22 protein-coding genes, 1 tRNA gene and 1 pseudogene are annotated in these 24,813 nt (G+C 74.1%); 17 read left to right on the top strand and 7 right to left on the bottom strand.

Annotated features, from left to right (window positions below; all coding sequences use genetic code 11):
* The first annotated feature begins 87 nt into the window (after positions 1-87).
* From ACFYWL_RS02640 to ACFYWL_RS02620, 5 genes and pseudogenes are all read left to right on the top strand, one after another.
* Complete coding sequence (locus ACFYWL_RS02640; RefSeq protein ID WP_386966272.1) at positions 88-1,497, top strand: class II fumarate hydratase; 1,410 nt, start codon at positions 88-90, stop codon at positions 1,495-1,497.
* A gap of 415 nt (positions 1,498-1,912) precedes the next feature.
* Positions 1,913-2,724, top strand: a pseudogene (locus ACFYWL_RS02635) (Scr1 family TA system antitoxin-like transcriptional regulator).
* Positions 2,715-2,906, top strand: a complete 192-nt coding sequence (locus tag ACFYWL_RS02630; protein WP_386966270.1) for a DUF397 domain-containing protein — start codon at positions 2,715-2,717, stop codon at positions 2,904-2,906. Before ACFYWL_RS02635 ends, ACFYWL_RS02630 begins: the two are co-directional and overlap by 10 nt.
* Positions 2,907-2,917: 11 nt before the next feature.
* The gene (locus ACFYWL_RS02625; RefSeq protein ID WP_386966267.1) at positions 2,918-3,304 is read left to right on the top strand and encodes a pyridoxamine 5'-phosphate oxidase family protein; all 387 of its coding nucleotides are present in this window, start codon (positions 2,918-2,920) and stop codon (positions 3,302-3,304) included.
* Between the two features lie 81 nt (positions 3,305-3,385).
* On the top strand, positions 3,386-4,006 hold the full coding sequence (locus ACFYWL_RS02620) for a GNAT family N-acetyltransferase (RefSeq protein ID WP_386966264.1): 621 nt from the start codon (positions 3,386-3,388) through the stop codon (positions 4,004-4,006).
* A gap of 101 nt (positions 4,007-4,107) precedes the next feature.
* Here the strand turns inward: ACFYWL_RS02620 and ACFYWL_RS02615 are convergent, their stop codons facing one another.
* Complete coding sequence (locus ACFYWL_RS02615) at positions 4,108-4,653, bottom strand: CGNR zinc finger domain-containing protein (protein ID WP_386966261.1); 546 nt, start codon at positions 4,651-4,653, stop codon at positions 4,108-4,110.
* A 74-nt stretch (positions 4,654-4,727) separates the two neighbouring features.
* On the opposite strand from ACFYWL_RS02615, the gene ACFYWL_RS02610 reads away from it, so the two are divergent.
* The 3 genes from ACFYWL_RS02610 (at position 4,728) to ACFYWL_RS02600 (ending at position 8,305) form a co-directional block, all read left to right on the top strand.
* Positions 4,728-5,699, top strand: coding sequence for a DMT family transporter (locus ACFYWL_RS02610; RefSeq protein ID WP_386966258.1), 972 nt, complete (start codon positions 4,728-4,730; stop codon positions 5,697-5,699).
* 58 nt (positions 5,700-5,757) lie between these two features.
* Positions 5,758-6,456 carry an HAD family hydrolase gene (locus ACFYWL_RS02605; RefSeq protein ID WP_386966257.1) on the top strand — a complete coding sequence of 233 codons (699 nt, stop codon included), beginning with the start codon at positions 5,758-5,760 and terminating at the stop codon, positions 6,454-6,456.
* A gap of 172 nt (positions 6,457-6,628) precedes the next feature.
* Positions 6,629-8,305 carry a S8 family serine peptidase gene (locus tag ACFYWL_RS02600; RefSeq protein WP_386966254.1) on the top strand — a complete coding sequence of 559 codons (1,677 nt, stop codon included), beginning with the start codon at positions 6,629-6,631 and terminating at the stop codon, positions 8,303-8,305.
* A 257-nt stretch (positions 8,306-8,562) separates the two neighbouring features.
* On the opposite strand, the gene ACFYWL_RS02595 is transcribed toward ACFYWL_RS02600, so the two are convergent.
* Together ACFYWL_RS02595 and ACFYWL_RS02590 are read right to left on the bottom strand one after the other, a co-directional pair.
* Entirely contained in the window at positions 8,563-9,714 is a 1,152-nt protein-coding gene (locus ACFYWL_RS02595) for a hypothetical protein (RefSeq protein ID WP_386966251.1), read from the bottom strand.
* A gap of 268 nt (positions 9,715-9,982) precedes the next feature.
* The gene (locus ACFYWL_RS02590; RefSeq protein WP_386966751.1) at positions 9,983-10,594 is read right to left on the bottom strand and encodes an IclR family transcriptional regulator; all 612 of its coding nucleotides are present in this window, start codon (positions 10,592-10,594) and stop codon (positions 9,983-9,985) included.
* A 277-nt stretch (positions 10,595-10,871) separates the two neighbouring features.
* On the opposite strand from ACFYWL_RS02590, the gene cysS reads away from it, so the two are divergent.
* Positions 10,872-12,287, top strand: a complete 1,416-nt coding sequence (gene cysS / locus ACFYWL_RS02585; protein ID WP_386966248.1) for a cysteine--tRNA ligase — start codon at positions 10,872-10,874, stop codon at positions 12,285-12,287.
* Positions 12,287-13,417: a 23S rRNA (guanosine(2251)-2'-O)-methyltransferase RlmB gene (gene rlmB / locus ACFYWL_RS02580; protein WP_386966246.1), complete on the top strand. Its 1,131-nt coding sequence runs from the start codon at positions 12,287-12,289 to the stop codon at positions 13,415-13,417. Before cysS ends, rlmB begins: the two co-directional genes overlap by 1 nt.
* Before the next feature lie 132 nt (positions 13,418-13,549).
* On the opposite strand, the gene ACFYWL_RS02575 is transcribed toward rlmB, so the two are convergent.
* A complete protein-coding gene (locus tag ACFYWL_RS02575; RefSeq protein WP_386966243.1) occupies positions 13,550-14,641 on the bottom strand; it encodes an ABC transporter ATP-binding protein in 1,092 nt (363 codons plus the stop codon).
* A gap of 365 nt (positions 14,642-15,006) precedes the next feature.
* Between ACFYWL_RS02575 and ACFYWL_RS02570 the strand changes: the two genes are divergently transcribed.
* The 4 genes from ACFYWL_RS02570 (at position 15,007) to ACFYWL_RS02555 (ending at position 16,628) form a co-directional block, all read left to right on the top strand.
* Positions 15,007-15,083 (top strand) — tRNA-Thr (locus tag ACFYWL_RS02570).
* 309 nt (positions 15,084-15,392) lie between these two features.
* Positions 15,393-15,791, top strand: coding sequence for a helix-turn-helix domain-containing protein (locus ACFYWL_RS02565; RefSeq protein WP_386966240.1), 399 nt, complete (start codon positions 15,393-15,395; stop codon positions 15,789-15,791).
* A gap of 35 nt (positions 15,792-15,826) precedes the next feature.
* Complete coding sequence (locus ACFYWL_RS02560) at positions 15,827-16,246, top strand: VOC family protein (RefSeq protein ID WP_386966238.1); 420 nt, start codon at positions 15,827-15,829, stop codon at positions 16,244-16,246.
* A 79-nt stretch (positions 16,247-16,325) separates the two neighbouring features.
* Positions 16,326-16,628 carry a hypothetical protein gene (locus tag ACFYWL_RS02555; protein WP_386966235.1) on the top strand — a complete coding sequence of 101 codons (303 nt, stop codon included), beginning with the start codon at positions 16,326-16,328 and terminating at the stop codon, positions 16,626-16,628.
* Positions 16,629-16,637: 9 nt separating this feature from the next.
* On the opposite strand, the gene ACFYWL_RS02550 is transcribed toward ACFYWL_RS02555, so the two are convergent.
* Positions 16,638-17,195 carry a hypothetical protein gene (locus ACFYWL_RS02550; RefSeq protein ID WP_386966234.1) on the bottom strand — a complete coding sequence of 186 codons (558 nt, stop codon included), beginning with the start codon at positions 17,193-17,195 and terminating at the stop codon, positions 16,638-16,640.
* A 167-nt stretch (positions 17,196-17,362) separates the two neighbouring features.
* Here ACFYWL_RS02550 and ACFYWL_RS02545 point away from each other — a divergent pair, with 167 nt between their 5' ends.
* From ACFYWL_RS02545 to ACFYWL_RS02535, 3 genes are all read left to right on the top strand, one after another.
* A complete protein-coding gene (locus ACFYWL_RS02545) occupies positions 17,363-19,756 on the top strand; it encodes a M4 family metallopeptidase (RefSeq protein WP_386966230.1) in 2,394 nt (797 codons plus the stop codon).
* A 102-nt stretch (positions 19,757-19,858) separates the two neighbouring features.
* Positions 19,859-20,668 carry an enoyl-CoA hydratase/isomerase family protein gene (locus ACFYWL_RS02540; protein ID WP_386966748.1) on the top strand — a complete coding sequence of 270 codons (810 nt, stop codon included), beginning with the start codon at positions 19,859-19,861 and terminating at the stop codon, positions 20,666-20,668.
* Between the two features lie 66 nt (positions 20,669-20,734).
* A complete protein-coding gene (locus ACFYWL_RS02535) occupies positions 20,735-22,357 on the top strand; it encodes a protein kinase (RefSeq protein ID WP_386966227.1) in 1,623 nt (540 codons plus the stop codon).
* A 240-nt stretch (positions 22,358-22,597) separates the two neighbouring features.
* On the opposite strand, the gene ACFYWL_RS02530 is transcribed toward ACFYWL_RS02535, so the two are convergent.
* Positions 22,598-23,041 (bottom strand): HNH endonuclease, encoded by a 444-nt coding sequence (locus tag ACFYWL_RS02530; RefSeq protein WP_386966225.1) that lies wholly within the window; start codon positions 23,039-23,041, stop codon positions 22,598-22,600.
* Between the two features lie 230 nt (positions 23,042-23,271).
* A complete protein-coding gene (locus ACFYWL_RS02525; protein WP_386966223.1) occupies positions 23,272-24,753 on the bottom strand; it encodes a hypothetical protein in 1,482 nt (493 codons plus the stop codon).
* Between the last annotated feature and the right edge of the window lie 60 nt (positions 24,754-24,813).

The raw sequence follows: 24,813 nt of genomic DNA, 5'->3' as shown, positions 1-24,813 counted from the left end.
ACGTGACTGGCTCCGCGCCTTCGACTTTCGGCCCGCCCGTCCGCCGGGGCGGGCGATCATCTGCGGGCCGGCGGCGGGCGGGGCAGGATGGTATGCGTGACGACTCCAGAGGCAGCGGGCTACCGGATCGAACGCGACTCGATGGGCGAGGTGGAGGTGCCCGCCGAGGCGCTGTGGCGGGCGCAGACCCAGCGCGCGGTGCAGAACTTCCCGATCTCCGGCCGGGGCATCGAGCCGGCGCAGATCAAGGCCCTGGCCCAGATCAAGGGCGCGGCGGCGCAGGTCAACGGCGAGCTGGGCGTGATCGACGCGGAGGTGGCCGCCGCGATCGCCACGGCCGCCGCGCACGTGGCCGACGGCGGCTACGACAACCAGTTCCCCATCGACGTGTTCCAGACCGGCTCGGGGACCTCGTCCAACATGAACACGAACGAGGTCGTCGCCACCCTGGCCAGCCGGGAGCTGGGCCGGGACGTGCACCCGAACGACGACGTCAACGCCTCGCAGTCCAGCAACGACGTCTTCCCGTCGTCCATCCACCTGGCGGCGACGCAGTTCGTCGTCGAGGACCTGATCCCGTCGCTGACCCATCTCGCCGGGGCGCTGGAGACCAAGTCGGCCGAGTTCGAGACCGTGGTCAAGGCCGGCCGCACCCACCTGATGGACGCCACGCCCGTCACCCTCGGCCAGGAGTTCGGCGGGTACGCCGCCCAGGTCCGCTACGGCGTCGAGCGGCTGGAGGCGACGCTGCCCCGGCTGGCCGAGCTGCCGCTGGGCGGCACCGCCGTCGGCACCGGGATCAACACGCCGCTCGGCTTCGCGGCGGCCGTGATCGCCAAGCTGCGCGAGTCCACCGGGCTGCCCCTGAGCGAGGCGCGCAACCACTTCGAGGCGCAGGGCGCGCGGGACGCGCTGGTGGAGACGTCCGGGCAGCTCCGCACCATCGCCGTCGGCCTCTACAAGATCGCCAACGACATCCGGTGGATGGGCTCCGGCCCCCGCGCCGGCCTGCGCGAGCTGCGCATCCCCGACCTCCAGCCCGGCTCGTCGATCATGCCCGGCAAGGTGAACCCGGTCGTCGCCGAGGCCGTGCGGCAGGTCTGCGCGCAGGTGGTCGGCAACGACGCGGCGGTGGCCTTCGCCGGGTCGCAGGGCGACTTCGAGCTGAACGTCATGCTGCCGGTGATGGCCCGCAACCTGCTGGAATCCATCAAGCTGCTGGCCGCGTCGAGCCGCCTGCTCGCCGACCGCTGCGTGGCCGGCCTGGTCGCGAACGCCGACGTCTGTCTCGCGTACGCCGAGGGCTCGCCGTCGATCGTCACCCCCCTCAACCGCCACCTCGGGTACGACGAGGCCGCCTCGATCGCCAAGGAGGCGCTGGCCAAGGAGATGGCGATCCGGGACGTGGTGATCGCCCGGGGACACGTGGCCAACGGCAAACTCACCGCCGAGCAGCTCGACGAGGCCCTCGACCTGCTCCGCATGACACACCCCTGACGCTCACCCGTCGGGTCGCGCCGGGTCGGGGTGGTCATCGGTGCCGCGCACGGCCAGGGCGCGGCGCAGGCCCGGCACAGCCAGAGCGGCCGAAGCGCCGCGTGCGGGGTCGGCGGGGGTACGGCTCGTCGGTCGCGCGCGGCTCGGGACATGGAACGGCCTCCCTAGGGAGCTGAGTCGTCTGCGTCATCGCCCCCTGGTCGGGGACCGCCCGGCCGGGGGAGCGGGGCGGCCCCCGGGCGGACGACGGGGCCGGGGGATAGGCCACTTTGGCCGTCCGCCCTTCACAGTCTGGTGATCGGGTCGCTACTTTCGGAAGCGTCTTCGGCCGTCGCCAGAGCCGGGGTGTTCCGGGCGTCTCCGCAGGTGGCGGCACATCGGAGTGGATCACCGTGAGGGTGGAGGGCGGTTGTTGATGACCGGTGGGCAGATGACGGCGGCGGCTTTCCTGGTCGCGGAGCTGCGCCGGGCGCGGATGCGCCGGGGCTGGAGCCAGGAGGAGCTGGCCAAGGCGATCAACTACTCGCCGTCGCTGGTCGGCGCGGTCGAGCTGGGGCAGCAGCCGCCCGCCCCGAAATACCTGAAGCTGTTCGACGAGGCGCTCGACACCGGCGGCCTCTTCGGTCGCATGCTCGCCGAGCTGGTCACCCTGGACAAGGCCCAGGTCTGGCTGCGCGGTTGGCGGGCGATCCTGGACCAGGCCCGCGCGCTGCGCTGGTTCGATCCGCTGCACGTGCCCGGCCTCTTCCAGACCGAGGCATACGCCCGCGCCGTCTTCGAAGCAGACGACCTGCTCGATGCCGAGGAGGCGCAGCGCCGGCTTGACGATCGGATGGAGAGCCAGGCAGTCCTCTACGGAGACCGGCAGCCCCGTGTCGTCGCGGTGGTCGACGAGTCCGTGCTCCGGCGCCGCGTCGGCAGTCGCAAGATCATGTGTGACCAGGCGTCGCATCTTGCGCGGCTGGCCACGGAGCTCCGGGGGTGCGGGTGCACGTGGTGCCCTGCACGGCCGAGGAGTATCCGGGCCTGAACGGACCGTTCATCCTCGCGACGCTGTCCGACGACGTCGAGTTGGCGTTCCTCGGTGGCCAGATCGGCGGGCAGGAACTGGACAAGCCCGAGGATCTGCGTCGTCTCCAGCGGACCTGGGAAGCTACCCTCGGCGCGGCGTTGCCCCCACAGGAGTCGATCGATCGGTTGAGGGAAGTGGCGGAGTCATGGAATTGATGGGTGCCCACTGGCGGAAGAGCAGCCGCAGCGGGTCGAACGACCAGTGTGTGGAGGTGGCGACGAATCTCTCCGGTCTTCCCGGGGTGGTCGGGGTGCGGGACAGCAAGGACCGTTCGGGGCCGGTGCTGACCGTCGACGCGCACGCGTGGCGGGCCTTCGTCGCGGCGGTCCCCCGCTGACCGGCCACACGGTGCCCGGACCGGAGGTCCTGGACCGCCTCGCCGAGGAGCGGATCGTCTGGCTGTGCACGGTGCGGCCGAACGGTTCGCCGCACGTCACGCCGGTCTGGTTCCTGTTCCGGGACGACGAGTGGTGGATCTGGACGCAGGAGCGGAACCGCAAGGTCCGTAACATCGTCGTCGATCCCCGGGTGTCGCTGGCGCTGCCTGACGGCAAGTTCCCGGTCGTCGCCGAGGGTGCGGCCATGATCGTGCGCCAGCCGTTCCCCGAGTGGGTCGATGACGGGTTCCGCCGCAAGTACGACTGGGACGTCACCGCCCCGGCCGGGTCCGCCGGGGAGAACGTCCTGATCCGGGTCCCCGTCACCCGCTGGCTGATGGCCGGCAGCGCCTCGTGACCGCCGGGCCGGTCGGTTGACCGACTTCATGTCGGCGACGTGGCGGTATCCGGCGGGTCGGGATACCGCCACCCGCCCGACATGATCTTCAGCGTGAAGGGGGTGACGGGGATGACGGCGGTCGACGGGTCCGGGGCGGTCCTGCTCGAGACGGGGCGGTTGCGGCTGCGCCGGTTCACGGCGGCCGATGCCGACGCCCTGACGGAGCTGGACTCGGACCCGGAGGTCATGCGCTACCTGACCGGTGGCCGGCCGACCCCGGCCGACGTGGTCCGGGGCGAGCTGCTGCCCCGCCTCCTGGCCGGGTACGACCGGTGCCCTGGCCTGGGCCGGTGGGCCGCCGTCGACCGGGCGACGGGGACGTTCCTCGGCTGGTTCGCCCTGGACGCCCCGGCGGCGGCGCAACCGGTGACGCAGGCCGAGCTGGGGTACCGGCTGCGGCGGGCGGCGTGGGGGCGCGGCCTGGCCACCGAGGGGTCCCGTGCCCTGCTCCGGTACGCGTTCGCCACCGTCGGCCTGGCCCGGGTGTGGGCGCAGACGATGGCGGTCAACACGCCCTCCCGGCGGGTGATGGAGAAGGCCGGACTGCGGTACGTGCGCACGTTTCACCTCGACTGGGACGACCCGATCGAGGGTGCCGAGCACGGCGAGGTCGAGTACGAGCTGCTCCGCGAGGAGTGGGCGGCGCGCGAGGCCGGTTGATCGACTTCATGTCGGCGACATGGCGGTATCCGGCGGCGGGGATACCCCCACCTGCCCGACATGACGTGCAGCCCAGCGGGGGCGGGGCCGAGCGCCCCGGGTCAGGGCCGGGCGGCGGCCCGGCGGGCCCGGTAGGCGGTGACCGCCGCACGGTTGCCGCAGCCGGCGTCGCAGTACCGGCGGGACCTGTTCTTGGACAGGTCGACCAGCACGTTGTCGCAGTCGGGGTGGTCGCAGACGCGCAGCCGGCTCAGCTCGTCGCCGCGTACCAGGTCGGCGAGGGCCATCGCGGCCTCGACGGCCATCCGGGTGGCCAGCGGCGCGTCCCTCGGCACGGCGTGCAGGTGGTACGGCTCGTCGTCGTGGCGGATGAGCTGCGGCAGCGCCCCGGTCTCGCGTAGCAGCGCGTTGACGGTGGCGACGACCTCGTCGGTGTCGGCGTGCCAGATTCGGCGCAGCCGAGGGCGCAGGTCCCGGACGGACCGCAGCTCCGCCTCGGTGCGCTCGTGCCGGCCAGTCCAGCCGTGCGTGGCGAGGAACGCGCCCAGGGCCGCCACGTCGGGCAGCGCCTCGCCGTGGCTGCCCCCGGTGTTGACCAGCGCGGCGGCGGCGACCAGCGCGGGCTCGGTGTCATGGGCGAAAAGCAACTTGACTCCTGTCGGCCGGCCGATCTAGCGTCACGAGCATAAGCAACTTTACTCATGACATCCGGGGAGAGTCGATGCGTCAACGACCCACCGGCGTCGGTCTCGGCCTGGCGCTGCTGTCGGCGGTCACCTTCGCCACCTCGGGCACCTTCGCCCGCTCGCTGATCGAGGCCGGGTGGTCCGCGGAAGCCGTGGTGATCGCCCGGGTCGGCAGCGCTGCGGCCGTCCTCGCGGTGCCGGCGGCGCTGGCCCTGCGCGGCCGGTGGGACGTGCTGCGGCGCAACCTCGCCTCCGTGGGCGCGTTCGGGCTGCTCGCCGTCGCAGTGGCGCAGGCGTGCTTCTTCAACGCCGTCCGCTACCTGCCGGTCGGGGTGGCGCTGCTGCTGGAATACCTGGGCATCGTCCTCGTGGTCGGCTGGATGTGGGCGGTCCACGGGCAGCGCCCGCGCCGGCTCACCGTGGCCGGGTCGGTGGCCGCGCTCGCCGGCCTCCCCGCCGTGCTGGACGTGACCGGCGGCGGTCGCCTCGACCCGGCCGGCGTGCTCTGGGGGCTGGGCGCGGCGGTCGGCCTCGCCGGCTACTTCGTGATCGCCGGGCGGATCGACGACGGCCTGCCATCGGTGACGATGGCCAGCGCCGGCATGGGCGTCGGCGCGGCGGCCCTGCTCGTGCTCGGCCTCGCCGGGGCGCTGCCGCTGCGGGCCACCTTCGGTGAGGTGACCTTCGCGGGGCAGCGCACGAGCTGGCTGGTGCCCATCGCCGGCCTGTCGCTGGTCGCGGCGGTCGTCGCGTACCTGACCGGGATCGCGGCGGCCCGGCTCCTCGGTGCCCGGCTGGCGTCGTTCGTCGGGCTGACCGAGGTGATGTTCGCGGTGCTCATCGCCTGGCTGGTGCTGGGCGAGCTGCCGAGAATGGTGCAGCTGCTCGGTGGCGCCCTGATCGTCGCCGGGGTCGCCCTGGTCCGGGTCGACGAGCTGCGCGAGGCGCGAGCCGCCGGCCGGTCGCCCGCCCGCCCCGCCGAGCCCGCCCTCGCGGCCGAGGCATGACCACCCGCGAACAGGGCCGACGTGGCCCGCGAGCCCTCTCGGTGGCACCCTTGCCGGCATGCTGACCCACGTCGTGTTCGACGCCGACGAGACCCTGCTCGACCTGCGCCCGGCGGTCACCGGCGGGCTGGTGGCCGTACTGGAGGAGATGCGGCGGCTGACCCCGGCGGCGGCCGGGGTCAGCCTCGCGGACCTGGAGTCGGACTGGGGTGCGGTCTTCGGGGCGCTGAGCGCCGCGCCGGTCAACGAGATCCGGCGGGCCGCGCTGGCCCGGTCGCTGGCCCGGGCCGGCCTCGACGCGCACCTCGACGACCTTTCGGCGCTCTTCTTCGCCCGGCGCTTCGCGCTCACCCGACCGTTCCCCGACGCGCTGCCCGCGCTCGCCGCCCTGCGCCCGCGCTACACGCTGGGCTACGCCACCAACGGCAACAGCCGCGCCGAACGCTGCGGGCTCACCGGCGAGTTCACCTTCGAGGTGTACGCGCACGAGAACGGCCTGCCGAAGAAGCCCGCCCCGGAGTTCTTCGCCGCCGTGGTGGAGGCCGCCGGGGTGCCCCCGCGCCAGATCGTGTACGTCGGCGACTCGCCGAGCCACGACGTCGTCGCGCCCCTGCGGGCCGGGATGCGGGCGGTGTGGCTCAACCGGGCGGGGCTGCCCCGCCCCGAGGGCGTGCCCGCCGACGCGGAGGTGTCCACGCTGGCCGCCCTGCCGGACGTGCTCGACCGGTACGCCCGGGTCGAACCCAGCGGCGCGTAGGCCACCCGGCCGGGCGGGGCCGCGAGCCCGCCGGGTCGGCGGACCCGCCGGCGCTGGATGACAGCGGACCGACGAAAGCCTGATTGCCGTGTAATACGGACTCCCATCTAGCGGAACGTCCCCCGGTGGTATGGGATGGCTGCCACGTCCCTCAACGAGAGGATCTGATGTGGTGAGCAAGCGCTTCACCGCCGGTGCCGTCGCAACCGCAACGGCGTTGGCACTCACGGTGACCGGCGTGGTGGGCCCGGCGAATGCCGAGCCGACCGTGACCCGGGAGTTCACCGTCGTGGCGGAGTCCGGCGTCTCCGCCGACGCGGCGATCGCCGCGATCAAGGCCGCCGGCGGCACGGTCGTGTCCCGCACCGACGAGGTCGGCCTGTACCAGGTCACCAGCGACCGCGCCGACTTCGCCAGCCGGGCCGCCGCGAACGCCGCCCTGCTCGGCGCGGCCGAGAAGAAGGCCATCGGCCGCAAGCCGAAGCTCGACCGGGTCGAGCAGGAGCACCTCCTCGCCCAGGCCAAGGCCAAGGCGAAGCCGAAGGGCGCTCCCGCCAAGCGGGGCGCGAAACTGGACCCCCTGGACGACAAGCTCTGGGGCCTCGGCATGATCCGGGCCGACAAGGCGCGCAAGGTGGAGCCGGGCGACCGCCGGGTCACCGTCGGCGTCCTCGACACCGGCCTCGACGCCAGCAACCCCGACCTGGCGGCGAACTTCAGCTGGTCACTGTCGCGCAACTTCGCCCCCGACATCCCCGAGGTCGACGGCGAGTGCGAGGTGGCGAGCTGCCTCGACCCGGTCGGCACCGACGACGGCGGGCACGGCACCCACGTCGCCGGGACCATCGGCGCCGCCGCCGACGGCTTCGGCCTCTCCGGCGTCGCCCCGAACGTGACCCTGGTCGAGCTCAAGGGCGGCCAGGACTCCGGCTACTTCTTCCTCGACCCGGTCGTCAACGCCCTGGTGCACGCCGGCAAGGTCGGCCTGGACGTGGTCAACATGTCGTTCTATGTCGACCCGTGGCTCTACAACTGCACGGCCAACCCGGCCGACTCGCCGGAGGCGCAGGCCGAGCAGCGGGCGATCATCGAGGCCATGACGCGCGCGCTCAACTACGCGCACCGCAAGGGCGTCACCCTGGTCGGCTCGCTCGGCAACAACCACGAGGACCTGGGCGCCCCGCGTACCGACTTCTCCAGCCCCGACTACGGCGCCGACCCGTACGAGCGGCCGATCGACAACGCGAGCTGCTGGGACCTCCCGGTGGAGGGCCCGCACGTGATCGGCGTGTCGGCGGTCGGCCCGTCCGGCAAGAAGGCCGACTACTCCAACTACGGCACCGAGCAGATCGCCGTCGCCGCGCCGGGTGGCTGGTTCCGCGACGGGTACGGCACCGACACCTACCGCCTCGACTCCAACATGATCCTCTCCGCGTACCCGAAGCACGTCCTCCAGGAGGAGGGCTCCGTCGACGAGAACGGCAACATCGTCGCCGGCTTCGAGGAGTCGGTCTTCAAGGAGTGCAAGGCCAACGGCGACTGCGGCTACTACACCTACCTCCAGGGCACCTCGATGGCGTCGCCGCACGTCAGCGGCGTCGCCGCGCTGATCGTCAGCAAGTACGGCAAGAAGGTCAAGGGCGGTCTGGGCATGGACCCCGACAAGGTGGAGCGGCAGCTCTACCGCACCGCCGCCGAGCGCGCCTGCCCGGAGCCCCGGCTGCAGACCTACACCAACGAGGGCCGGCCGGCCGAGTTCGACGCCTACTGCGCCGGCAGCTCGACGTTCAACGGCTTCTACGGTCACGGCATCATCGACGCGTACGCCGCGGTGACGACCCGCATGTGACAACCCGGATCCACTCGGCAGGGCCCGGGCGACCACGGTCGCCCGGGCCCTCGCGCGTCGCCGGCCTCGCGCGGCGCTGGTGTCGCGCCATGTCGGCGCCATGGCGGGGTCCAGGGGGCTGGGATGGCGCGATGTCGCCGACATGGCGGCGCGGCCCCGCCCCCGCCCCGCTCCCCGACCCCGCCCCTCGGCCCCGGCGCGTCGGTATGTCGGGCTCCGGCCCCGTCCGCTCGGCCAGGCGGCCGGGTCGGGGCGGGTCATGGCCGCCAGCCGCGGGCGACCAGCGCGGCGCGCACCTCGCGGGCCACCCCGGGGAAGTCCCGGTGTAGCCGGCGGCTGGTCACGTGCAGCACGACCCAGCCCGCCCCGACGAGCTGGTTGAGCCGCTGGCGGTCGCGGTGCAACTGCTCGGCGTCGGCGTGCCAGTGCCCGTCGTACTCGACGGCGACCCGGAAGGCCGGCCAGGCCAGGTCGGGGTGCAGGACCAGACCCGACGTGAGCCGGACCGGGTGCTGGGTCACGGGGCGGGGCAGGCCGGCTAGCACCAGCCGGAGCCGCAGGTGCGACTCCGGTGGCGACTGCGCGCCGCCGTCGGCCAGCCCGAACACCCAGCGGGCGCGCCGCCCGCCGGGCCGGTCGGCGTTGTGCTCGGCGACCGCCGTCAGGTCGCCCCGGGTGACCAGCCCTCGGCCGAGCAGGCTGTCGACGATCGCCACCGCCCGGAACGGCTCCAGCCACACGGCCGTCTCCCACGCGGCCTGGGCCGCCTGCGTCCACCGCAGGGCCCCGACACCGGCGGCGGTCCCGTCGATGATGCCCAGCCCGGCGGCGGCCCCAACGTCGGTGCCCGGCCCGGCGGCCCCGTTGTCGGTGCCCGGCCTGGCGGCGGTCACGTCGACCGAGACCGGGCCGGCGGCTGCGGGACCGAAGGCCGGGCCGGCGGTGGTCCCCGTCGCATCCGTCCGGCTGTCGGCGGTGCGGTCGTCGAGTGGGTGGTCGTCGGTTGTCCGGCCGTCGCCCGGTCGGTTGGCCGGGCCGCCACCCACTGGCAGGAGCATCGGAGCAGCGCCGAGGGTGTGCACCCGGATGCCGGGCTGTGAGTCGATCCGGGCCGACCTGGGGACGAGCACGTGCACGTCGTCGGTGAACGAGGCGGCGTGCACGACGCCGAGCAGGTAGGCCGCCGACGGGCCGGCGAGCACCGCCTCGGGCGGCAACCGCAGCACGGCGGCGCGGCAGGCCAGCCCGTGGTCCCGGTGGAGGCGGGCGTCGGCGTACACGTCCTGACGCAGGCGCAGCCAGGACGCGCCGCGGAGCTGGTGCCGGCTGAGCAGCCCGAGTCGGACGGCCTCCGAGCCACGGAAGACCTGCCGGGCCAGGGCAGTGGGGCGGGAAGGTTGTGGGGGCATGTCGACCAGCGTCACCGTCCCGGCACGCCCCGCGACACCCCTGTGGACAACCGGCCGCCCCGCCGGCTCCCCACCCTGTGGATAACCGCCCAACCCGCCGCCGGATGTGCTAGCGGGGACGCGATGTCGGCGACGTGGGGGTATCCGGCGGCGAGGACACCGCCATGTCGCCGACATGGCGGGCCCAGCCTGGCCGAGCCGGGCCGAGCCGGGCCGAGCCGGGCCTGGCCTGGCCTCGCCGGACGGGCTGAGCCGGGGCGGGCCTGGGTCAGGGGGCCAGCGCCTCGCTGATCGCCGCCGCCGCCGCGAGCACCTGCTCGCCGACCGACTCCGGGTCCAGCGGGGCCAGCGCCACCACGCCGACGCTCGCCTCCAGCCCCGGCACGCCGAGGACCGGCGCGGCCACGCCGTACGCCCCGGGCTGCAACTCGCCGCTGGTGCTCACCGGGCCGGCGGAGCCCGCGCGGGCGGCGAGGATGGCCCGCCCGGCCGCCCCCCGCTCCAGCGGATGCCGCGTGCCGGTCCGGTACGCCACGTGCAGCGACGTCCAGCTCGGCTCCACCACCGCCAGGGCGACCCCCTCGCCGCCCTCGACGACGGTCAGGTGCGCGGTCGCGCCGGCCTGCTCGGCGAGCCGCCGCAGGGCGGGCAGCGCCCCCTCGGCGAGCAGTGGCTGGGCCCTCCTGGCTAGGTGCAGCACGCCCGCGCCGAGCCGCAGCCGGCCGTCGGTGTCGCGGCGCACCATGCCGTGCCCGCTGAGCGCACCGACCAGCCGGTAGACGGCCGCGCGGCCGATGCCCAGCCGGTTGGCCGCCTCGGTGACGGTCAGCCCGCCCGGCGCGTCGGCGACCAGGTGCAGCAGCCGCAGCCCCCGGTCCAGCGTCTGGGCTGTCTCACCACCGCGCTCACCACCGCGCTCGCCACCGCGCTCGCCACCGCGCTCGCCACCGCGCTCGCCACCGCGCTCGCCACCGCGCTCGCCACCGCGCTCGCCACCGCGCGTGCCGTCGTCGATCCGGGTCGTCGTGCGCTCCTGCCGCGCCGCCTCATCCACGAGGGGCAGCGTACGACCCGGCGCGGGACGGAACGGGTACGCGGGGCGGCGGACGACCCGGCGCGGGGCGAACCGGTAACGCGTGGACGGCTACCCTGGAGCCGTGACGCTACGCCTGTATGACACCGCCACCCGATCGGTGCGGGACTTCGTCCCGCGGGAAGCCGGCAAGGTGGGGGTCTACCTGTGTGGTCTCACCCTGCAAGGCCCCCCGCACATCGGCCACCTCCGCTCCGGCGTCAACTACGACGTGCTGCGCCGCTGGCTGCTGGCCCGGGGTTTCGAGGTGCGGTTCATCCGCAACCTGACCGACATCGACGACAAGATCCTGGTCAAGGCCTGCGAGCAGGACCGGCCGTTCTGGTCGATCGCGTACGCCAACGAGCGGGCGCTGACCGCCGCCTACCGGTCACTGAACGTGTTGCCGCCGACGTACGAGCCGCGGGCCACCGGGCACATCCCCGAGATGCACGAGCTGATCGCGAAGCTGATCGACACCGGGCACGCCTACCCGGCCACCGACGGCTCCGGCGACGTCTACTTCGACGTGGCGTCCTGGCCGGCGTACGGGGCGCTGTCCGGGCAGTCGCCCGACGCCATGCAGGCCGCCGACGACGCCCCGGAGCGGGGCAAGCGCGATCCGCGCGACTTCGCCCTGTGGAAGGGCGTGAAGCCCGACGAGCCGGCCGACGCCTACTGGCCGTCGCCGTGGGGCCGGGGGCGGCCCGGCTGGCACATCGAGTGCTCGGCGATGTGCTGGCGCTACCTGGGCGAGGAGTTCGACATCCACGGCGGCGGGCTCGACCTGACCTTCCCGCACCACGAGAACGAGATCGCCCAGTCGCAGGCGGCGGGCCTGCCGTTCGCCCGCTACTGGGTGCACCACGGGCTGCTCGGCATCGGCGGGGCGAAGATGGGCAAGTCGCTCGGCAACGCCCTCGACCTGGCGTACGTCGCCTCGCTCGGGGTGCGCCCGATCGAGCTGCGCTACTACTACGCGGCGGCGCACTACCGCTCGCACATCGACTACACCGAGGACTCGCTGCGCGAGTGGGCCAGCGGCTTCCGGCGGATCGAGGGGTTCGTCCAGCGGGCCGCCGAGCGGGTCGGCCCCGGCGGGCTCGGCGAGCTGCCGGCCGGCTTCGTCGCCGCCATGGACGACGACCTGAACACCTCGGCCGCGCTCGCGGTGCTCCAGGAGGTGCTCCGGGAGGGCAACACCGCCCTGGCGACCGGCGACGATGTGACCGTCCGCACGACGCTCGGCTCCGCGCGGGCGATGCTGGATATCCTCGGTATCGACCCCCTCGACGAGACCTGGACCGGCGGCGGTCGCGCGGACGAACTGCGCGGCGTGGTCGACTCACTGGTCGCGCTGGCCCTGGAACAGCGCGCGCAGGCCCGCAGCCGCAAGGACTGGGCGGCCGCGGACGCCGTCCGCGACCAGCTCAAGCTGGCCGGCGTGGTGGTCGAGGACACCCCCCAGGGCCCCCGTTGGACTATTGGAGAGCAGGACTGATGGCCGGCAACTCGCAGCGCCGTGGCCGGCGACTGACGTCGAAGGCAGGCGCCCCCAAGGGCTCCGGCGGCAAGAACCGGGACGCCCTCGCGGGCCGGGGCAAGACCCTGCCCGCCGACGAGCGTCCCTGGCACAAGGCCTACTCGGGCACCGAGAAGTTGCCCCAGCGCACCGCCTGGAAGCAGGACAAGGAGCGCCGGGCGGCGGCCGAGGAGGGGCGCACCCCGAAGGTCGGCAAGCCGGGCACCAAGGACACCACCTGGGGCAGGGGCGGCGGCCGGGGGGTGCCGACCCTCCGGGGCGGCGCCGGTGGCCGGGGCGGCAAGGCGGCCGGTCGCAGCGGTCCCCGGGTCGCGCCGGGCCGCAAGTCCAACCCGGCGAAGGACAGCCCGGAGCTGCTGGTCGGGCGCAACCCGGTGCTGGAGTCGCTGCGCGCCCAGGTGCCGGCCACCGCGCTCTACACGGCCCACGGCATCGAGATCGACGACCGGGTGACCGAGATCGTCCGCACCGCCGCCGACCGGGGCATCGCCATCCTGGAGGTCAGCCGGGCCGAGCTGGACCGGATGACGGGCGGGGTGCTGCACCAGGGCATCGGCCTCCAGGTGCCGCCGTTCGCGTACGAGCCGTTCGAGGACCTGGTGGCCGCCGCGCTGGAACAGACGGCCCCGCTGCTGGTGGCCCTCGACGGGGTCACCGACCCGCGCAACCTCGGCGCGGTGATCCGGTCCGCCGCCGCGTTCGGCGCGCAGGGCGTGTTCGTGCCGGAGCGGCGGGCCGCCGGGATCACGGCGACCGCCTGGCGCACCAGCGCGGGCGCGGCGGCGCGGGTGCCCGTCGCCCAGGTCACCAACCTGACCCGGTCGCTGAAGGCGTGCCAGGACGCCGGGTTCATGGTCGTCGGCCTGGACGCCGACGGCGACACCGACCTGTACGACCTGGAGGCCGCCGTCGGCCCGCTGGTCGTGGTCGTCGGCTCCGAGGGGCGCGGGCTGTCCCGGCTGGTCGGCGAGACCTGCGACCTGACGGTGAGCATCCCGATGGTCTCCGAGGTGGAATCGCTCAACGCCAGCGTCGCCGCCGCGGTCACCCTCGCCGAGGTGGCCCGCCGCCGGGCCGCGGAGTCCTGACCCGCCGCACCCGACCGACGCGCCGGGCCGTCCCCGCACCAGGGGGCGGCCCGGCGCGCGTCCGGCCCCGGCAGGCGTACGCGAAAAGGGCGGCCCGCCACCCGGCGGACCGCCCCCTTTCGTGCTGCTGCGTCAGATCCGCTTGCCGGTGGCGGCGTTGAAGACGTGGGTGCGCCCGGCGCGCGGCTTGACGAACACGGTGTCACCCATGTTCGGCATGGTGCGCCGGTCGGTGCGGACCACGAACCGCTCGTTGTGGCCCTCCAGCGCGGCGTGGCCGTAGACGTTCGCGTCGGAGCCCAGGTCCTCGACCAGCTCGACCACGACGGGCATGCCGCCCTCGGTCGGGCTGACCAGGTCGCAGTCCTCCGGGCGGAACCCGACGGTGACCTTGTTGTTGCCGCCCTCGGCGCGGGCCGCCTCGGCCTGCTCGCGGGTCAGCGGGATGTTCATCTCGGCGAACGCCGCGCCCTGCTCGCCGAACGGGACGGTCTTGATGTTCATGGCGGGGGAGCCCATGAAGCCCGCGACGAAGACGTTGGCCGGGGTGTCGTAGAGCGCCCGGGGGGTGTCCACCTGCTGGAGGACGCCGTCGAGCATGACCGCCACCCGGTGGCCCATGGTCATGGCCTCGACCTGGTCGTGGGTGACGTAGACGGTGGTGATGCCGAGCTTCGCCTGCAGCGACGCGATCTGGGTGCGGGTCTGCACCCGGAGCTTGGCGTCGAGGTTCGACAGCGGCTCGTCCATGAGGAAGACCTGCGGCTCGCGGACGATCGCCCGGCCCATCGCGACCCGCTGGCGCTGACCGCCGGAGAGGGCCTTCGGCTTGCGGCTGAGGTATTCCTCCAGCTGGAGCAGCCCGGCCGCCTCCTTGACCCGCCGGTCGATCTCGTCCTTGGGGGTCTTGCGCAGCTTCAGCGCGAACGCCATGTTCTCGTACACCGACATGTGCGGGTAGAGGGCGTAGTTCTGGAAGACCATCGCGATGTCGCGGGCCTTCGGCGGCAGGTGGGTGACGTCGCGGTCGTCGATGTAGATCGCGCCGTCGTCGACGTCCTCCAGGCCGGCGAGCATGCGCAGGCTGGTGGACTTGCCGCAACCGGAGGGGCCGACCAGGACCAGGAACTCGCCGTCCCCGATCTGGAGGTCGAGCTGGTTCACTGCGGGACGCTCGGTGCCCGCGTAGATGCGGGACGCCTTCGCGTAGGTGACCGTAGCCATGCTGGAGCGCTTCCTTTCACCGGCAGGAACGTGCCGGACGATCCGAGTGAAGGAGCGACCGGCGTCGTGTGACGCCGGCCATCGGGCGACACGCCGGGCAGCCTGGGGCCGCCGGAAGTGTCATCCGTGTCACTGCACGGTAAACGGCTTTTCGTAACCTGCCAAGACATGAAGCATCGGGTGCGACGGACGGCATACACATTCCGGTCAGTCGGGCACAGCCGGGCATCAATCTCCGCACGGTTGCGGCGGGCCGGCGACGAACTGCCGCCTCCGGGGCCGGAAAGATTGCGTTTTCCGTGCTCGGAGGGGCTGCCGAGGGGGATGTTCGCAGCTCTGTCGCTTATGCTGACCACGCACGATGCGCCCCTGTAGCTCAGCTGGCCAGAGCACTCGCCTTGTAAGCGAGATGTCGCCGGTTCGATCCCGGCCGGGGGCTCCAGTCCCACAAGGCGGTTCCGGCGTCCCGCCGGGCCGTCCCGGTGGCGTGACAGCGACGCCGTCCCGGGACAGCCGTCTGACGAATCCCGGCGGGCGTCCCGGCGCGGGCGTCAAGCCCCTCGCTCCCGTCGCTCTCCAGATCATCTCAAAGGTCTGACCATCGCGCACGCCGAGCCGGTGCGGCGTCCGCGTCGGCGCGGCGTGCGCACCCGTCGGCTGCCTGCGTCCTCGTTGCTAGCCTGGCACCGTCAGCCCTGCAGGCAGGGGTGCTGCGAGGCGCCGGCCCGTCGCCGGGCCGGACGGAGTCGGGATGAGCCGCGCCGTGGAGGAGTCCAACCGGGCGATGCTGCGCGCCCGCGACGCCATGGACCGGTCGTACGCCCAGCCGCTGGACGTCCCCGCCCTGGCGCGGATCGCGCACGTCTCGCCGGCGCACTTCATCCGCACCTTCCGCGCGACCTTCGGCGAGACCCCGCACCGCTACCTGCAACGCCGCCGTGTCGAGCGGGCCATGTACCTGCTGACCCAGACCGATCGGGACGTCACCGACATCTGCTTCGCGGTGGGGTTCGCCAGCCTCGGCACGTTCAGCCGGACGTTCCACCGGATCGTGGGCGAGCCGCCGACGGCGTACCGCCGGGGAAGGGCCCCGACGGACGTGCCCGCCTGTTTCGCCAAGGCCTGGACGCGACCCAGCAGTTTTGGATAAGCACCAGGTCAGGGCGGTCGCATAGCGTTTCGGGCATGACGATGAACGCGATCAGCCGCTCCCAGATCTACGTGCTCGACCAGGACGAGGCGCTCGACTTCTACGTGGGCAAGCTCGGCATGGAGGTCAACACCGACGCCGACCTCGGCTTCATGCGCTGGCTGACGGTGAACCTGCCGGGCGACCCGGAACGGGAGATCCTGCTGGAGAAGCCCGGGCCGCCGGCCCTCGACCCGGCGACCGCCGAGCAGGTGCGGGAGCTGCTCACCAAGGGGGCGCTGGGCGGCTACCTCTTCATGACCACCGACGACGCCCTCCAGACGCACAAGGAGTTGGTGGCGAAGGGCGTGGAGATCACCGACGAGCCGACCGAGCGCCCGTACGGCATCGACTTCGGCATCCGGGACCCGTTCGGCAACAAGATCCGCATCGGGCAGATGTTCCCGCGCGGCTGAGCCCGTGCCCGGCCGGCCGGGCCGGCGGGCGTCGGGAGGCGCGGGTTAGCATCGCGCCTCCCGACCTGTGAGGTGACGGATGGCGAGCCGCCTGCTCTTCCTGGCCCGGCACGGCGAGCAGGACCGGCCCGCCGACGGTCAGGACCGGCCCGGCGGCGCCGCCGTCCACCACGGGCCGCTGCCCCGGGCCGCGCAGACCGCCGGGCTGGTCGCCCGCTCGCTGCCCGGTGTCCCGGTGTACGCCACCGAGCTGGCCGGGGACCACCTGCCGCACGACACCGACCCGGCGGGCCTGCCCCCGGCGTACGCGAGGCTCCTGGCTGCCTGTTCGCCGGCCGAGCGGGTCGACGGGCCGCGACTGGCGGCGGCCTACCGCTCCTGACTCCGGGGGTCAGCGGGCGGCCGTGAGCACGAACTCGGCCAGCGCCGCCGCGGCCGGCGGCGGCGTGCCCGCGACCGGGCAGTCGGTCCAGTCGACCGTGGTGCCGCCGACGCTGACCCGGTAGGCGAAGGCGTCGGAGCAGTGACCGTCCCCGTCGTCCGTGCCGCCCTCGGCGATCCGGGGGGCGGCGGCGAGCTGCCGCAGCCGGTCGAGGTCGGCCCCGGTGAACCGGCCGGTGCGCCGTGCGCCGGCCCGGTCGACGGCCGTCCATTGGCCGTCCGGCTCGACGGTGACGGTGTCGTCCAGTCCGCCGTAGCCGCCGGAGCGCCGCACCACCACGCGGGCGGCGGCGGCCGGGGCGACGGTGCCGGTGGCCTGCGCCGGGCCGGTGGTCACCGGGCTGCCCGGGGCGGGCGTCGGCCCGGTGGGGGCGGGGACCGACCCGGTGGCGGTGCCGGAGGGGGCCGACGTGGGGGTGCTCGGGTCTCCGGCGGAGCACCCGGCCGACGCCAGCGAGGCGGTGACGACGGCGGCGAGGACCGCGACGCGGAGGAGAGTCGATCTCATATTGGTAGGACGTGTCCGGACTCGGCCCGGTTCCGTCACCTGCCGTTACTCATCCGTTCGGCCAGTGTTGGGGTCGGATAGCGGTTGCGGGCTTCCCCTTTGGTTGATGTGACTCTATATCTACATGCGTGACTACCCCCGTCACACATTCCTTGCCAGGAGGGCACGTGAAGAAAACCCTCGCCGCTGCGAGCGCAGCGCTGCTCACCGGCGGCCTGCTCGCCTGCGTCACCACCACGGCGCAAGCGGCCCCTCCCGCCGCCCCCACCCCGGACGCCGCCGCCGCGGCCCGTGCCGACTCGGTCCTGCGCGCCAACCCCGGCGTCGTGCAGGGCACCGGCGCGGAGGTTTACCAGGTCGTCCGGACCAAGGTGGACGGCAGCGGTGCCTCGCACACCCGCTACACCCGCACGTACCACGGCCTGCGCGTCTACGGCGGTGACTTCGTCATCCACGCCACGGCCAACGGCCAGTACGCCGGCGCGTCGGTGGGCCTCGCGGCCCCGTTGACCCTCGGCACCAGCCCGAAGGTCACCTCGGCCAAGGCCAAGGCGGCGGCGCGCAAGCAGTTCTCCGGCTCGCTCACCGCCGTGGGCGCCCCGGAGCTCTTCGTCGACGCCAGCTCCGGCAAGGGCCGCCTGGCCTGGGAGACCGTCGTCTCCGGCTGGAAGGCCGACAAGCAGACCCCGTCGAAGCTGCACGTGATCACCGACGCCGTCACCGGCGCGCACATCGGCTCGTACGACGAGATCGAGTCGGTCGCCGGCAGCGGGACCGGCATCTACACCGGCGCGGTCGCCATCGACACCACGCTCTCCGGCAGCACCTACCAGCTGATCGACCCGGTGCGCGGCAACGGCACCACCTGCGACATGAACAACGGCACGTCGAGCTGCACCACCTTCACCGACGCCGACAACGTCTGGGGCACCGGCGCCAACTCCAACCGGCAGTCGGCCGCCGTCGACGCCCACTTCGGGGCCGCCAAGACGTTCGACTACTTCAAGAACGTGCACGGCCGCAACGGCATCTTCGGCGACGGCCGGGGCGTGCCGAGCCGGGTGCACTACGGCAACAACTACGTCAACGCCTTCTGGGACGGCTCCCGGATGACCTACGGCGACGGCTCCGGCAACTCCCGGCCGCTGGTCTCCCTCGACGTGGCCGGCCACGAGATGAGCCACGGCGTCACCGAGGCCGTCGCCGGCCTGGTCTACTCCGGCGAGTCCGGTGGCCTCAACGAGTCCACCAGCGACATCTTCGGCAACATGGTGGAGTTCTACGCCAACGCGCCGAGCGACCCGGGCGACTACCAGGTCGGTGAGAAGATCAACATCAACGGCAACGGCACCCCGCTGCGCTACATGTACAACCCGTCGCTGGACGGCTCGTCCGACTCGTGCTGGTCCACCAGCACCAAGAACAAGGACGTGCACTACTCCTCCGGCGTCGGCAACCACTTCTACTTCAACCTCGCCGAGGGCACCGGCGCGACCGCGTACGGCACCTCGCCGGTCTGCGGCTCCGCCCCGGCGGTCACCGGCATCGGCCGGGCCAAGGCGGAGAAGATCTGGTTCCGCGCGCTCGACGTGTACTTCACCTCCAACACGTCGTACGTCAACACCAGCAACCCGGCGAACACCGCGCGGGCGTACACCCTGCGGGCGGCCACCGACCTGTACGGCAGCTGCTCCACGGAGTACAAGGCCGTCCAGGCGGCGTGGACTGCGGTGAACGTGGCCGGCAGCGACGCGCCCTGCTCGTCGACCGGCAACGACTTCTCCGTGACGCTCTCGCCGACCTCCGGCTCGGTGACCGCCGGTGGCTCCGCCAGCACCAGCGTCGCCACCGCCACCACCAGCGGCACCGCGCAGACCGTGGCGCTCTCCGCGTCCGGCCTGCCCTCCGGCGCGACCGCGTCGTTCAGCCCGGCGTCGGTGACCTCGGGCGCGTCGTCCACCCTCACCATCGCCACCAGCGCCAGCACCCCGGCGGGCACCTACGCCGTCACGGTCACCGGCACCGGCACCTCGGTGAACCACACGGCGACCTACACGCTGACGGTGAGCGGCGTCGGCGGCTGCACCGGCGCGGGCCAGAAGCTCGGCAACGCGGGCTTCGAGTCCGGCAACACGGTGTGGACGGCCACCTCCGGCGTCATCGCCCAGCACGGCTCCGACCAGCCCGCCCGCACCGGCAGCTACAGCGCCTGGCTGAACGGCTACGGCAGCAGCCACACCGACACGCTCGCCCAGTCGGTGAGCCTGCCGGCCGGCTGCGCCTCGTACAACTTCAGCTTCTGGCTGCACATCGACTCGGCCGAGAGCACCACGAGCATCCAGTACGACAAGCTCACGGTGCAGGTGCTCAACTCGTCCGGGACGGTGCTGGCGACCCTGGCCACGTACTCGAACCTGAACAAGGCCACCGGTTACTCGCTGAAGTCCTTCTCGCTGGCCTCGTACGCCGGCCAGACCGTCACCCTGAAGTTCACCGGCACCGAGGACGCCTCGCTCCAGACGTCCTTCGTCGTCGACGACACCGCGGTCAACGTCGCCTGACGTAGCCGAACGACGTCGCCTGACGTAGCCGCACCGGTCACCGGCCCGGCGGCCACCCCACTCGGGTGGCCGCCGGGCCCACGTCGTTATGGTCGGGGGGTGGTGGCGGTGCCGGACGCGGAGCTGATTGTCGGGACGACCGGCCCGGTGGCCACGATCGTGATCTCCAACCCGGGGCGGCGCAACGCGATGACCCCGGCGATGTGGCGGCGGCTGCCGGTGCTGCTGGACCGGCTGGAGGCCGACGGGCGGGTCCGCGCGCTGGTGCTCACCGGCGCGGCCGGCGCCTTCTGCGCCGGGGCCGACCTCGGTGACCTCGACGAGCTGCTCGACGCCGGTGACGCCAGCATCGCCGTCGCCGCCGAGGAGCGGCTCGCCGCGTTCGCCCGGCCGACCGTCGCCGCCATCGAGGGCGCGTGCGTCGGGGGCGGTTGTCAGCTCGCGGTGGCCTGCGACCTGCGGCTCGCCGCCGCCGACGCCCGGTTCGGGGTGCCGCCGGCCCGGCTCGGCCTGGTCTATCCCGCGCCCACCACCCGGCGGCTGGCCCGGCTGGTCGGCCCGTCTGCCGCGAAGCACCTGCTCTTCACCGCCGAGCTGATCGACGCCGCGAGGGCCCTGCGGATCGGGCTGGTCGACGAGGTGCTGCCGCCGGACGGGCTCGCCGCCCGGGTGGCGGCGCTCACCGCCACGATCGCCGAGCGCTCCCGGCTCACCGTCGCCGCCGCGAAGGAGATCGTCGACGACCGGGCCGACGCGGAACGGATCGCCTGGTGGCACGGGCAGGTCCGGGACAGCGGGGAGGCCCGGGAGGGGGTGGCGGCGGCCAACGGGCGTCGAGCGCCCCGGTTCGGCTGGGCCCCGCCCGCCGCCGGCGGACCCTCCACTCCGGAAGGCCCGGCACCCGGGCGGTGATCTGCCCGATCGGGCTCTCTCGATGATCGGTTGGTGTGACGGGGCCCATACTGGCACGCTGTGGCGGTGCAGATCGATCAATTCCTCAACGGTCGGTACCGCCTGGGAGATCGCATCGGCAAGGGCGGCACGGCGGTGGTCCACCGCGCGTACGACGAGCTGCTGGAACGCGAGGTGGCGGTCAAGGTGCTGCTCGGTTCGGACCGGGCCGCCCGCCGACGCATCCGCGCCGAGGCGAAGGCCGCCGCCCGGCTCTCGCACCCGAACGTCACCAACGTCTACGACTACGGCGAGGCGCTGACCCGCACCGGGGAGCTCGCGCCGTACGTGGTGATGGAGCTGCTGCCCGGCCCCACCCTGGCCCGGCGGCTCGACGACGGGCCGCTGCCGGCGGTGGAGGGGCTGCGGATCTGCGCCGAGGTCGCCGCCGCGCTCGCCGCGGCGCACGCGCGGGGTCTGGTGCACCGCGACGTCAAGCCGGCCAACGTCGTGCTCACGCCGTCCGGAGCGAAGGTGGTCGACTTCGGCACGGCCGCCGCCGTTGGCCAGCCGGAGATCGACTTCGACGGCAGGCTGCTGGGCACCCCCTCCTACCTGGCGCCGGAGCGGCTCGACGCCGGGGAGGTGGTGCCCGCCTCCGACGTCTACGCGCTCGGGCTGCTCGTCCACCTCGTGCTCACCGACGAGCTGCCCTGGGAGACCGACAGCCCCACCCAGATGCTGCGGGCCCACGTCTACGTCGAGCCGAGGCCCCTGCCACCGGTCGACGGCGTGCCGGCCGAGGTGGGCGAGCTGTGCCGGCGCTGCCTTGCCAAGGACCCGGCCGCACGGCCGTCCGCCGAGGAGGCGGCGGCGCGACTGGCGACGGTGGTCACCCGGATGCGGGCCGAGGAGACGGCCCGGCCGGAGCCGGCCGCTGCCGCCGCCTCCGCTGCCACCGCCGTCCCTGCCGCCTCCGCTGCCACCGCCGTCCCTGCCGCCTCCGCCACCGCCGTCCCTGCCGGTGACGGCCCGGCCGGCCCCGGTGCCGCGCCGCACGGGTCGACGCCGCGTCCTGCGCCACGTCGCAGCCCCGCCCGGCGGCGGTACCGGGCCCTGCTTGTGGTCTGCGCCGCGCTGGTCATCGCCGTGGCGACCGCCGGCTCGCTCGCCGACTCGTCCCGACCGCACCGGTCGGCAACGACCGGTGCGACCGGGTCGCCGGCGCCCTCCGCCGACGAGGTCGTCGCCCCCGTCGGCGGGGTCCAGCCCACCGGTGGAGTCGGCCTCCCCGGCGGGGACGACGGCTCGCCGCACCCGGGCGACCAGGCGCCCAGCCCTGGCCCGGGCGGCGGCGCCCCGGGCCCGTCGGTTCCCGGCGATCCGGGCAGGCCGCCGTCGGCTACGGCGGCCCCGTCCCCGGCGCCGTCCGCTTCGGGCTCCGGCGAGGACCCCGCCGAGCCGGCCCCCGCCGAGCCGCCCGCGGTTGCGGTGCGCGCGAGCGGTGGCACCGTCCGGGTCGCCTGCACGGCGAAGACCGCAGCGGTGGCGTCGACCGCGCCGGCCGACGGTTACCAGATCGAGGAGTACGTGCCGGGCCCCGCCCGGGAGATCCGCGTCGTGCTCGGCTCCGCCACCCACGTCAGCGACGTCAGGGCGAGCTGCGCCAACGGCAAGGTCGTGCCGAGGGTACGCGAGACCAAGCGCTGACCGGCCCCGGCGGCCCGGCCGCAGGCGACCGTGGCGTGGACTGGCCCGCCCAGGTCCGGCCCTGCCCACGTCCGGCCCTGCCTCCGCCGGCCCCGCCCACGCCGGCCCCGCCCACGTTCGGCCCTGCCCACGTCCGGCCCTGCCTCCGCCGGCCCTGCCTGCGGTGACCCTGCCGGGGCCGGCGGGCGCCGCGCCGGGGCGTACCCCCGACGCGGCCCCCCGTTCCCGCCGGCCGGCCGGTCACCGCCCCGCCAGCGACGCCCAGCTCGGGACGGCCGGCTCGTGCCGCAGCGGCATGCCCGCCTCGGCGGGCGTCCGGTCGCCCTTGCGCTGGTTGCACGCGTAGCAGGCGGCGGTGGTGTTGCGCCAGGTGTTCCGGCCGCCGCGCGAGCGGGGCAGGACGTGGTCGACGGTGCTGGCCGGCCCGCCGCAGTAGGCGCAGCAGCGGTCGTCGCGGCGCAGCACGCCTGCCCGGGACCAGGCCGGGCCGGCGCTGAACCGCCAGCGGGTCACCACGTACCGGACGAGTCGGACCACCCGGGGGACCGGGAAGACCCCGATCACCCGGTCCGGCTCGGCCTCGTGGATCTCGGCGACCCGCCGGCAGAGCATCCGGATCGCGTGCTGGACGGTGACCCGGTGCAGCGGGCCGAGGTCAGCGTTGATGACGAGGACGGCGTCCACCGGGTCTCCTTCCGTGCAGGGCTGACGGCGGGGCCGGGCCGGACAGCGAAGAGCCGCCCGGGTCCGGCGGGGACGGGCGGCTCGGCGCGTGCGGACACGCGTCAGCCGGGCCACCCTTCGCGGGGCTCGGCGAATCGGCAGCAGTCGACGGGCAGCGTCGACGACACGCCTCTGACGTGCGACAACGACATGACTGTCTCCCGGCTGGCTGGTTGGTTAACCTTGCGCGATCACGGTAGGTCGGCGGGGGCGAGGCCGGCAACGTATTTCGATCCTCCGGGGACCTGGCCCGGGTGGCGTGGCCGTCGGGTCTGGGCGGCGGCCCGCGCGTCGGCCAGCGGCCCGTCGACCCGGCTGGCCATCCGCGCGGTCAGCTCCCCCTCCAGCAGCGGCCGGTTCACCTCCCCGGCGACGGCGAGGGTCGGCCCGGACACCGTCCGCCAGATCGCGGTCAGCCCGGCGCCGAGCCCGACCAGGGCGACGGCCGCGCGGGTGGTGGGGGAGCCGGCCGCCGCGGCGGCGCTCACCCCGACCACCGCGAACAGCACCACCAGCAGGGGTACGAGCACGGGCCAGAAGATCCCCCGGGCCGCCTGCACGACCAGCCGCCGGTCCCGGATGATCACGTTCCGGGCGACGACCGCGTAGTCCTCCTCGTCGAGCAGGTCGCGTGGGTGCAGCCCGCCGGTCAGCACGTTGCGCCACCGGTCGCCCTGGTTGCGCAGCTCGCGGGCCAACTCGTCGAGGCCGGCCTCGGCCGGGTCGCCCACCCGGGCCCGGGTGACCGCGTCGGCCCACGTCCGCAGCGACCGGCGCACGACGGCGGCCGAGTACGGCGGCAGCACGCTGGCGAGCTCGTCGAGCCACCGGCTGATCTCGTGCTGCCGGCCGGCGAAGCGCCACGGCACCTGCTCGGCCTCCCCGTGCCGGACGGTGTCGGCCAGCGACCGGCCAAGGCGGTACGCCAGCCCGACCCGGGGGTTGGCGGCCATGGCCCAGCGCAGCACGTCCACGTTGAGGTCGTCCAGGGCGAGCAGGAGCGCCGCCGTCGCCTCGCCCGGCGGGACTGCTGCCTCCTCGACCGGCGGCACCGATGTCGTCGTCCCGGTCGGCGGTGCCGATGTCGTCGTCTCGGTCGGCGGTGCCGATGTCGTCGTCCCGGTCGGCGGTGCCGATGTCGTCGTCCCGGTCGGCGGTGCCGATGTCGTCGTCTCGGCCGGCGGTGCCGATGTCGTCGTCCCGGTCGGCGGTGCCGATGTCGTCGTCTCGGCCGGCGTGGCCGCCCGGGCGGCGGCGGTGGACGGCGCGGTGGCACCGGTGCCGGTCAGCTCGGCGATCTGGACCAACGCGACGTCGATCCCGTCGAGGTACATTCGCAGTCGCCGCCGGCCGGACATCTCGGTGAGGTTGGTCAGCTTCACCGGCGGCCCGCCCGGGCGTCGCCGCGGCGCCGACAGGTCGGCCGTCTGCGCGTGGTGGTACGCGTCGGCCATCCACCAGCCCAGCCGCAGGGCCGTCACGACGCAACCCCGCTCGTCCCGGGGCCGCCCGGCCGCGTCGTCGCCCCGGTGGCCGACCGAGTCGACGGCCGACCGGCCGTACGCGTCGCCGGCCCGCCCGCCGTACGCGTCGCCGGCCGTCGACCCGCCGCCGGCCGTCGACCCGCCGGCGGCCGGTTCGCCGTCCGCGGCCCGCCGGTGCACCGTCGACACCCGCCGACACCCCCGTCCAACCTCCGCGCCTTCTCGCGCTTTCCGAGCATATGCACTGAT

The sequence above is a fragment of the Micromonospora sp. NPDC002575 genome (genome assembly GCF_042889525.1).
GTDB lineage: Bacteria > Actinomycetota > Actinomycetes > Mycobacteriales > Micromonosporaceae > Micromonospora > Micromonospora carbonacea.
The sequence above is the reverse complement of the archived record's forward strand: the minus strand, read 5'-3'. Positions and strand labels throughout refer to the sequence as shown.

Coding starts and splice junctions, on each gene's coding strand:
- ACFYWL_RS02640 (WP_386966272.1), top strand. CDS start 88: ATGGTATGCGTGACGACTCCAGAGGCAGCGGGCTACCGGATCGAACGC.
- ACFYWL_RS02630 (WP_386966270.1), top strand. CDS start 2,715: ATGGAATTGATGGGTGCCCACTGGCGGAAGAGCAGCCGCAGCGGGTCG.
- ACFYWL_RS02620 (WP_386966264.1), top strand. CDS start 3,386: ATGATCTTCAGCGTGAAGGGGGTGACGGGGATGACGGCGGTCGACGGG.
- ACFYWL_RS02610 (WP_386966258.1), top strand. CDS start 4,728: ATGCGTCAACGACCCACCGGCGTCGGTCTCGGCCTGGCGCTGCTGTCG.
- ACFYWL_RS02605 (WP_386966257.1), top strand. CDS start 5,758: ATGCTGACCCACGTCGTGTTCGACGCCGACGAGACCCTGCTCGACCTG.
- ACFYWL_RS02595 (WP_386966251.1), bottom strand. CDS start 9,714: ATGCCCCCACAACCTTCCCGCCCCACTGCCCTGGCCCGGCAGGTCTTC.
- rlmB (WP_386966246.1), top strand. CDS start 12,287: ATGGCCGGCAACTCGCAGCGCCGTGGCCGGCGACTGACGTCGAAGGCA.
- ACFYWL_RS02575 (WP_386966243.1), bottom strand. CDS start 14,641: ATGGCTACGGTCACCTACGCGAAGGCGTCCCGCATCTACGCGGGCACC.
- ACFYWL_RS02565 (WP_386966240.1), top strand. CDS start 15,393: ATGAGCCGCGCCGTGGAGGAGTCCAACCGGGCGATGCTGCGCGCCCGC.
- ACFYWL_RS02560 (WP_386966238.1), top strand. CDS start 15,827: ATGACGATGAACGCGATCAGCCGCTCCCAGATCTACGTGCTCGACCAG.
- ACFYWL_RS02555 (WP_386966235.1), top strand. CDS start 16,326: ATGGCGAGCCGCCTGCTCTTCCTGGCCCGGCACGGCGAGCAGGACCGG.
- ACFYWL_RS02550 (WP_386966234.1), bottom strand. CDS start 17,195: ATGAGATCGACTCTCCTCCGCGTCGCGGTCCTCGCCGCCGTCGTCACC.